This is a genomic window from Streptomyces sp. NPDC005574 (genome assembly GCF_040605435.1).
In the GTDB taxonomy this organism is placed as follows: Bacteria; Actinomycetota; Actinomycetes; order Streptomycetales; family Streptomycetaceae; genus Streptomyces.
Genome location: NZ_JBEXCW010000200.1, coordinates 1 through 5450, shown reverse-complemented (window position 1 = coordinate 5450; position 5450 = coordinate 1). Strand labels below are relative to the sequence as shown.

Below are 5450 nucleotides of genomic sequence, written 5' to 3'. Positions count from 1 at the left end.
CCTCGTTGACTGGTGGCTGTTCTCCGCCCGGTTGTTCAGCCCCTTGTGGGAGCGGTGTTCCACCGACCGCGGGCGGCGCGGTGCTGGCGGGGCTGTCGGTGACCGCCGCCGCGACGGCCGGGGGCGCGCTCCTCGGGGCCGACGACGCGGTCCGGGCCGCGCTCGCGGTGCTGGTGGCCGCCGGGGTGGCCGAACTCCTGCTGCGGCACTGCACCCGGCGGTTCGGCGGGGTGACCGGCGACGTGTTCGGGGGGCTCGCGGAGACGGCGGCCACCACGGCCCTGCTGGTGCTCTGCCTCGGGTGAGGCGCCGGCGGGACCGGGCTCAGCACGCCTTCCGCCAGGCCCCCAGGTCGTACTTCTTGAGCATCGAACTCAGCTTCAGGCGGCGGGAGTCGGCGCAGAAGCGGCCGACGGGCAGTTCGTACTCGACGTGGAAGACCGCCTTGTCCGCGGCGACGAACGGCTTCAGGTCGGCGCACTCGCCGTACTGGGCGCACTGTTCGTTGACCGCGAAGTCGAAGTCCCCCACCAGGTCGGGGATCTGGTCCAGGTCGTTCTTCAGGCCGACCGCCATGCCCCGGTCGTGGGCGAGCCGGGCGATCAGCCGGTTGTAGCGCAGCTGGTCGCGGGCCGACAGGTCGAAGCCCGTGCGGTTGCGGTAGCCGTCCATGTTGTCCGGCTCGACCGCGTCGAAGCCCTTGGCCCGGCACAGGTCGAGGCGGGCCGCCATCAGGGGTTCCAGGACGTCGGTGCGGCGGATGTCGAGCCAGCGCTCACCCTTCCAGCCGTTGCCCCGGCCGAGCACCGAACGGGGGAACTTCCCCGCGTCCGAGCGGAAGTCCTCCCAGGCGCCGGTGGAGACGTAGCAGATGACCCTGCGGCCGGCGCGGTGCAGGCCGGCCACCTCGGCCCCGGAGTGGTCGAAGCCGTCGATGTCGTAGACCGGCACGTCGACGGAGGTGTCGAGGCGGCCGCTGAGCTGCCACTGCCAGGCGACCCCCGGGCGCGGGCGCCAGCGTTTCCCGGCCGGTTCGTCGTCGGGCGCGGCGGTGCAGGCCGCGAGCAGCAGGATCAGGGCGGCGGCGACGGCGGTGCGTCTCAACGGACGGGCTCCAGGTGTGCGGCGGTGTCCCCCAAGGATGACCGCCGGGACCGGGCGGCGCGGGGCCGGGGTGGCGGCGCCGGGTCCGACGGGCCGCGCCGGGCGGGCCGCCGTACGGGAGTTGGCGCGACCGGCGTACCGGTGCGCCCCCTCCGGACGCGAGCCGGGCGGGGTGGGGATAACCCTGGTTACCGGATCGAGGGGTCAACCGAGGTGATCGGACCCCGGGCCGAGCGTAGGCTCGTGCCGGGCGTCCGCCCGCCCGGGCGCGGACCTGTTCCGAGGCCGGAGACAGAGTCGGACGCCGGGCCGGCCCCATCCCGTTCGGCCACAGCCACTTCATTCAACGGAAGCGAGATTTCACCACCGTGACTGCTCTCACTCTCAGCACCGCCGCGGTGCCCGGCCTGCGGGCCGACGCGATCGTGATCGGTGTAGCCAAGAGCCCGAAGGGCGGCGCCGGGCTCGTCGTCGCACCGGGCGCCGAGGCCGTGGACAAGGCGTACGACGGCAGGCTCGCCGGCGTCCTGGAGACCCTCGGAGCCTCCGGGGCCGAGGGCGAGGTGACGAAGCTGCCGGCACCGTCCGGCTTCAAGACGCCGCTCGTGGTCGCGGTGGGCCTGGGCGCGGAGCCCGAGAAGGACGAGAGCTACGACGCCGAGGCGCTGCGGCGCGCGGCCGGTGTCGCCGCCCGTGCCCTCTTCGGCGCCAAGAAGGCCGCCTTCGCCCTGCCGCTCACCGACCCCGCCGACGCCGGCGCGGTCGCCGAGGGCGCGCTGCTCGGCGCCTACTCCTTCGACACCTACAAGGGCGCCGGCGCCGACAAGGCCGCCAAGGGCAAGAACGGCAAGGCCCCGCTGGCCGAGGTCACCCTGCTCGGCGGCAAGCCCCGCGACAAGGCGTTCAAGGCCGCGGTCGAGCGCGCCACCGCCGTGTCCCAGGAGCTGAACCGCGCCCGCGACCTGATCAACACCCCGCCGAACGACCTCAACCCGCAGTCCTTCGCCGCCCTGGCGCAGGCCGCGGCCAAGGAGCACGGCATCAAGGTGCAGGTGCTCGACGAGAAGGCGCTGGAGAAGGGCGGCTACGGCGGCATCGTCGGCGTGGGCGTGGGCTCCGCCGCGGCTCCCCGGCTGGTGAAGCTGTCGTACACCCACTCCAAGGCGGCAAAGCACCTCGCCTTCGTCGGCAAGGGCATCACCTACGACTCGGGCGGCATCTCCCTCAAGCCGGCCGGCCACAACGAGACGATGAAGTGCGACATGAGCGGCGCGGCCGCCGTGTTCGCCGCGGTCGTCTCCGCCGCCCGTCTCGGCCTGGAGGTCAACGTCACCGGCTGGCTGGCGCTGGCGGAGAACATGCCGTCGGGCTCCGCGACCCGGCCGGGTGACGTGCTGCGCATGTACAGCGGCAAGACGGTGGAGGTGCTCAACACCGACGCCGAGGGCCGCCTGGTCCTCGCGGACGCGCTGTGGGCCGCCTCCCAGGAGGCTCCGGACGCCATCGTGGACGTCGCGACCCTGACCGGCGCGATGGTGCTGGCGCTCGGCAGCCGTACGTTCGGAATCATGGCGAACGACGACGCGTTCCGCTCCACGGTCCTGGAGGCCGCGGAGGAGGTCGGCGAGCCGGCGTGGCCGATGCCGCTGCCGGAGCACCTGCGCAAGGGCATGGACTCCCCGACCGCCGACATCGCCAACATGGGTGAGCGGATGGGCGGCGGCCTGGTCGCCGGGCTGTTCCTGCGCGAGTTCGTCGGTGAGGGGATCACCTGGGCGCACCTGGACATCGCGGGGCCGGCCTACAACGAGGGCGGACCGTTCGGTTACACCCCCAAGGGCGGTACCGGCAGCGCGGTGCGGACGCTGGTGCGGCTGGCGGAGCTGACCGCGGCCGGCGACCTGGGCTGACCCGGGCCGGACCGGAAGTGACGGCGGGGCCTCGCACGCGGGTAGCGCGAGGCCCCGCCGCCCGTTCGTCCGGTTCGCGGTGGACGTGGGGCGTCTCACACACCATCCCGGCGTCTCGTCCACCCCTGACAAGTGCGAAGATGGGGCTCGGCAGGACAGGGCCCCCACCACAGGGCCGAAGAAAGAGCGGCCGGACACCAGCCGACCGACCGGTCAACCACCCGCGAGGGACAACGGTGCCCGGCGTACGGCGCACAGCATGGAGGACGTGACGTGGCGAACGACGCCAGCACCGTTTTCGACCTAGTGATCCTCGGCGGTGGTAGCGGTGGTTACGCCGCGGCCCTGCGCGGGGCGCAGCTGGGCCTGGACGTCGCCCTGATCGAGAAGGACAAGGTCGGCGGCACCTGCCTGCACCGGGGATGCATCCCCACCAAGGCCCTGCTGCACGCGGGTGAGATCGCCGACCAGGCCCGCGAGAGCGAGCAGTTCGGCGTCAAGGCCACCTTCGAGGGCATCGACGTCCCCGCCGTCCACAAGTACAAGGACGGTGTCATCTCCGGCCTGTACAAGGGCCTGCAGGGACTCGTCGCCTCCCGCAAGGTGACGTACATCGAGGGCGAGGGCCGCCTGTCGTCCCCGACCTCCGTCGACGTGAACGGCCGCAGTGTCCAGGGCCGCCACGTCCTGCTGGCGACCGGCTCCGTGCCGAAGTCGCTGCCGGGCCTGGAGATCGACGGCAACCGCATCATCTCCTCGGACCACGCCCTCGTCCTGGACCGGGTGCCGAAGTCGGCGATCGTCCTCGGTGGCGGTGTCATCGGCGTCGAGTTCGCCTCCGCCTGGAAGTCCTTCGGGACGGACATCACCATCATCGAGGGCCTCAAGCACCTCGCCCCGCTCGAGGACGAGAACTCCTCCAAGCTCCTCGAGCGCGCGTTCCGCAAGCGCGGCATCAAGTTCAACCTGGGCACCTTCTTCTCGAAGGCCGAGTACACCCAGGACGGCGTGAAGGTCACCCTCGCCGACGGCAAGGAGTTCGAGGCGGAGCTCCTTCTCGTCGCCGTCGGCCGCGGCCCGGTCTCCCAGGGCCTCGGCTACGAGGAGCAGGGCGTCGCGATGGACCGCGGCTACGTCCTGGTCGACGAGTACATGCGCACGAACGTCCCGACCATCTCCGCCGTCGGTGACCTGGTCCCCACGCTGCAGCTCGCGCACGTCGGCTTCGCCGAGGGCATCCTGGTGGCGGAGCGTCTGGCCGGTCTGAAGACCGTTCCGATCGACTACGACGGCGTGCCGCGGGTCACGTACTGCCACCCCGAGGTCGCCTCCGTGGGCATCACCGAGGCCAAGGCCAAGGAGATCTACGGCGCGGACAAGGTCGTCGCTCTGAAGTACAACCTCGCGGGCAACGGCAAGAGCAAGATCCTGGGCACCTCGGGCGAGATCAAGCTCGTCCAGGTGAAGGACGGTGCCGTGGTCGGCGTCCACATGGTCGGCGACCGCATGGGCGAGCAGGTCGGCGAGGCCCAGCTGATCTACAACTGGGAAGCGCTGCCCGCCGAGGTCGCCCAGCTCATCCACGCCCACCCGACGCAGAGCGAGGCACTCGGGGAGGCCCACCTGGCCCTGGCCGGCAAGCCCCTCCACTCCCACGACTGAGCCTTCGGTCAACGGACGCGCGCATCCACGCGACGACACAGACTTCCGCACTTCCGTAAGGAGCAACCGAAACCATGGCGGTTTCCGTAACCCTTCCGGCGCTCGGTGAGAGCGTCACCGAGGGCACTGTCACCCGCTGGCTGAAGGCAGAGGGCGAGCGCGTCGAGGCCGACGAGCCGCTGCTCGAGGTGTCGACCGACAAGGTCGACACCGAGATCCCCTCTCCCGCAGCCGGCGTTCTGGCCTCCATCAAGGTCGCCGAGGACGAGACCGTCGAGGTCGGCGCCGAGCTGGCCGTCATCGACGACGGCACCGGCGCGCCCGCTGCCACCCAGGCCCCGGCCGCCGAGGAGGTGGCCCCTCCGGCCCCCGAGCCGGCTCCGCAGGCCCAGCCGTCCACCGAGCAGGAGGCTCCGGCCCCCGCTCCCACCCCCGAGGCCGCGTCCGGCGGCGGTTCCGCCGAGGGCACGGACGTCGTCCTGCCCGCGCTCGGCGAGTCCGTCACCGAGGGCACCGTCACGCGGTGGCTGAAGGAGGTCGGCGACTCCGTCGAGGCCGACGAGCCGCTGCTCGAGGTCTCCACGGACAAGGTCGACACCGAGATCCCGGCGCCCACCTCCGGTGTGCTGCTGGAGATCACGGTCGCCGAGGACGAGACGGCCGAGGTCGGCGCCAAGCTGGCCGTGATCGGCGCCCCGGGTGCCGCTCCGGCGGCCGCTCCGGCCCCCGCCGCCCCGGCTCCGGCCCCCGCCGCCGTCGTACGTGTCCTCGGCG

The 5450-nt window shown here is 72.3% G+C and carries 5 protein-coding genes; 4 read left to right on the top strand and 1 reads right to left on the bottom strand.

Annotated elements, in window-relative coordinates:
• On the top strand, positions 1-305 hold a 305-nt coding region (locus ABZT03_RS42830; RefSeq protein WP_356049560.1), incomplete at its 5' end, for an adenosylcobinamide-GDP ribazoletransferase.
• Between the two features lie 19 nt (positions 306-324).
• On the opposite strand, the gene ABZT03_RS42825 is transcribed toward ABZT03_RS42830, so the two are convergent.
• Complete coding sequence (locus tag ABZT03_RS42825; RefSeq protein WP_356049558.1) at positions 325-1104, bottom strand: endo alpha-1,4 polygalactosaminidase; 780 nt, start codon at positions 1102-1104, stop codon at positions 325-327.
• A gap of 368 nt (positions 1105-1472) precedes the next feature.
• On the opposite strand from ABZT03_RS42825, the gene ABZT03_RS42820 reads away from it, so the two are divergent.
• The 3 genes from ABZT03_RS42820 to ABZT03_RS42810 all read left to right on the top strand — a co-directional run.
• The gene (locus tag ABZT03_RS42820; RefSeq protein ID WP_356049557.1) at positions 1473-3014 is read left to right on the top strand and encodes a leucyl aminopeptidase; all 1542 of its coding nucleotides are present in this window, start codon (positions 1473-1475) and stop codon (positions 3012-3014) included.
• A gap of 273 nt (positions 3015-3287) precedes the next feature.
• Positions 3288-4676, top strand: a complete 1389-nt coding sequence (gene lpdA / locus ABZT03_RS42815) for a dihydrolipoyl dehydrogenase (protein WP_356049556.1) — start codon at positions 3288-3290, stop codon at positions 4674-4676.
• Between the two features lie 74 nt (positions 4677-4750).
• On the top strand, positions 4751-5450 hold a 700-nt coding region (locus ABZT03_RS42810; RefSeq protein WP_356049554.1), incomplete at its 3' end, for a biotin/lipoyl-containing protein.